Raw genomic sequence first — 2,983 nt, 5'->3', positions numbered from 1 at the left:
CGTTCCGGGACGCCGTCCGGCACCGTTGCCCCCGCCGCCCCCGCCGGGTCGTCCCCCGCCGGGACCGCTCCGGAGGGCGCGCTGGCCGTCATCGGCATGGCCTGCCGTTTCCCCGGAGCCGCGACACCGGACGACTTCTGGGCCGACCTGGCCGGGGGCGTCGACCGCGTGGGGCCCGCGCCGCACGACCACCGCGGGTGGGGACACCTGTGGGAGCGGGTGGACGGGCACCGGGCGGGCTGGATCGAGGGCGTGGAGGACTTCGCCCCGGAGCGCTTCGGACTGGGGGACCGCGAGGCCCGGCGCCTGGATCCGCTCCAGAGGCTCATGCTCAGTGTGACGGACGAGGCGCTGGAATCCGGCGGACACGACGGCTCCTCCCTCGGTACCGCCACGGGGGTGTTCGTCGGCGCCATCGCGAGCGACTTCCCCGAGCTCCTCGCGGGGAGCGCCGGGCACGAGGATCCCCACGCGGCCACCGGGACGGCCATGTCCATGGTCGCCAACCGGCTCTCGTACACGTTCGGCTGGTCGGGGCCGAGCCTGGTCGTGGACACGGCCTGCTCGTCCTCCCTGGTGGCGCTGGACCAGGCGCGCACGCACCTGCGGGCGGGCATCGTGGACGCCGCCGTGGTCGGCGGTGTCAACCTGATCCTGACCCCGGACAAGAGCCTGGCCTTCCGCCGCAACGGCATGCTCTCCCCCACGGGCGCCTGCCACACCTTCGACGACGGCGCCGACGGCTACGTGCGGGGCGAGGGCTGCGGCGTGGTCGTCCTCAAACGACTGGCCGACGCCCGTCGCGACGGGGACCCCGTGCTGGCGGTGGTGAACGGCACCGCCGTCAACCACACCGGCGACCACTCCGGCTTCCTCACCGCTCCGAGCACCACCGCGCAGCAGGACGTGATCCGTCGGGCCATGGCCGACGCGGGCGTGTCGCGCGTCGGCTACGTGGAGGCGCACGGGACGGGCACGAGTCTCGGCGACATCATCGAGCTGGAGTCCCTGCGTTCCGCCCTCGCCGACCATCCGCGCGGTTCCGTCGCGGTGGGGTCGGTCAAGAACGCGATCGGGCACCTGGAACCGGCCGCGGGCATCGCCGGACTGATCAAGACCGTGCTGGCCCTCCAGGCCGACCGGATCCCCCCGTTGTCGCACCTGTCGTCGCCCAACCGGGGGTTCGCCTTCGAGGACTCGCCCCTGTACGTGTCCGCGCGTCTGGACGAGTGGCGCGGTCCGTCGGCGGCCGGGGTCAGCAGTTTCGGTTTCGGCGGTGTCAACGCCCACGCCGTCCTCACCGCGGCCCCCGACGAGGCGGCGGGGGCGGAGGACGACGGCCCGCACCTCATGGTCATGAGCGCGGAGTCGGAGCGGTCCCTCCGCGTCCTGGCGGAACGCTACCTGCGGCTGCTGGACTCCCCGCACCGGCCCCCGCTGGCGGCCATGTGCGCGACCGCGCGGGCCAGGAGGGGGTGGACGCACCGTCTGGCCTGCGTCGTCTCCAGCTCCGAGCAGTTGGAGGACAAGCTCCGCCTCTTCCTGGCGGGGGTCGGGGACACGCGCTCCCTCCACACCGGCCGGGTGCGGGAGGCGGACGGCGCGCGGGAACCGGCGGCCGTACGCGGTTCCCGTGAGGAACTGGACCGGTCCGCGCGGCTGTTCGTGCGGGGACACGACCTGGCGGGCGAGCCCGGGCACGCCCGGGTCCGGTTGCCCTCCACGCCGCACGAGGAGCGGAGGCTGTGGCTGGAACCCGTCAGGAACGCGGCGCCGCCCTCCACGACCGGGATGACCTGGTCGCACCTCCCGGAGGCCTCCGAGCACCTCGTCCGGGGCAGGCCCGTGCTCCCGGCCTCCGGTTACCCGTCCCGTGCGGCGGAGCTTCTGGGCAGGGACGGGTTCCGCCTGACCGACGTGGTGTTCCGCGCCCCCGCCGTCGATCCCGTCGTGCTGCGCGGGACTCGGGAGGAGGGCGGGATCCTGTTCCGTGACGACGCGGGCGGCCTGGTCTGCGAGGCGCGCGTCGGCGCGGACGAACCCCCCTCACTGGAGGAGGGGTCCTCCGCGGGCGCCCTTCCGGTCGACGTGGCGGCGATGTACGAGGAGCTGGCCGGGGCGGGGCTGGAGTACGGCCCCGGGTACCGGTGCGTGCGGTCGGCGTCCGCCCTTCCCGGTGAGGCGTTCGGCGTCCTGGAGGGCGGGGCCTCGGAGGGCCCGGTCGATCCGTACCTGCTGGACGGCGCCTTCCAGGTCGGCCTCGTCGCGTGCGGGGCGCGCGGCCTGTACGTGCCCTTCTCCGTGCGTTCGCTCAGCGTCCTCGGCCCCCTCCGGGGATCGGCGCGGGTGTACGCGCGTCGTGAGCGGGTGGCCGCGGGCGGGGAGACGGTGACCGCGAGCCTGGTGGTCTCGGACGACTCCGGTCCGGTGGTCGAGGTGGGCGGGATGACCTGGAAGCGGCTCTCGGCCGCGCCGGGGGACGGGGCCGCCGAGGGGANCGCCGAGGGGACCCCGTCCGCCGGGAGGGCCGCGTCCCGGCCCGCGTCCGACGTCCTGCCGGAACCGCACGCGGTCGACCTCCCGGTCAACGGCCACGGATCGGCGGTCGGGAGGGCCGGGGCCTCCGGAGCGACGGGAGGACGCGCGGGGAGTGACCTGGCCTCGGCCGTGATCGGCTGGGTGGCCGCGGCGCTGGAGATCGGCGTCGAGGAGATCGATCCGGAGGCGCCCCTCCAACAGCTCGGAATGGACTCCATGCTGTCGGTGTCGATGGCCCAGGACATCGGTGATCGGCTCGACGTCGTCCTCCCGCCCACGCTTCTGCTGGAGACGGGGACGGTCACGGCCCTGGTGGCGGAGTTGCGCGACCGGTACGGGGTGACCTCCGCACCGGGGGCGGCGGCCCCCGAGCCCTCCGCTCCCGCACCGGTCGCACCGCCCGAACCGGCCGCCGTACCCGCCGACCCCGCCACGCCGACGGCGC

1 protein-coding gene is annotated in these 2,983 nt (G+C 75.1%); it reads left to right on the top strand.

Translation table 11 applies throughout. The features are described from left to right. Positions 1-96: 96 nt before the first annotated feature. Positions 97-2,983 (top strand): beta-ketoacyl synthase N-terminal-like domain-containing protein (locus tag D455_RS32160; protein WP_449289304.1); only part of this gene is annotated, 2,887 nt, incomplete at its 3' end.

The sequence above is a fragment of the Nocardiopsis halotolerans DSM 44410 genome (genome assembly GCF_000341065.1).
Classification (GTDB): domain Bacteria; phylum Actinomycetota; class Actinomycetes; order Streptosporangiales; family Streptosporangiaceae; genus Nocardiopsis; species Nocardiopsis halotolerans.
The sequence above is the reverse complement of the archived record's forward strand: the minus strand, read 5'-3'. Positions and strand labels throughout refer to the sequence as shown.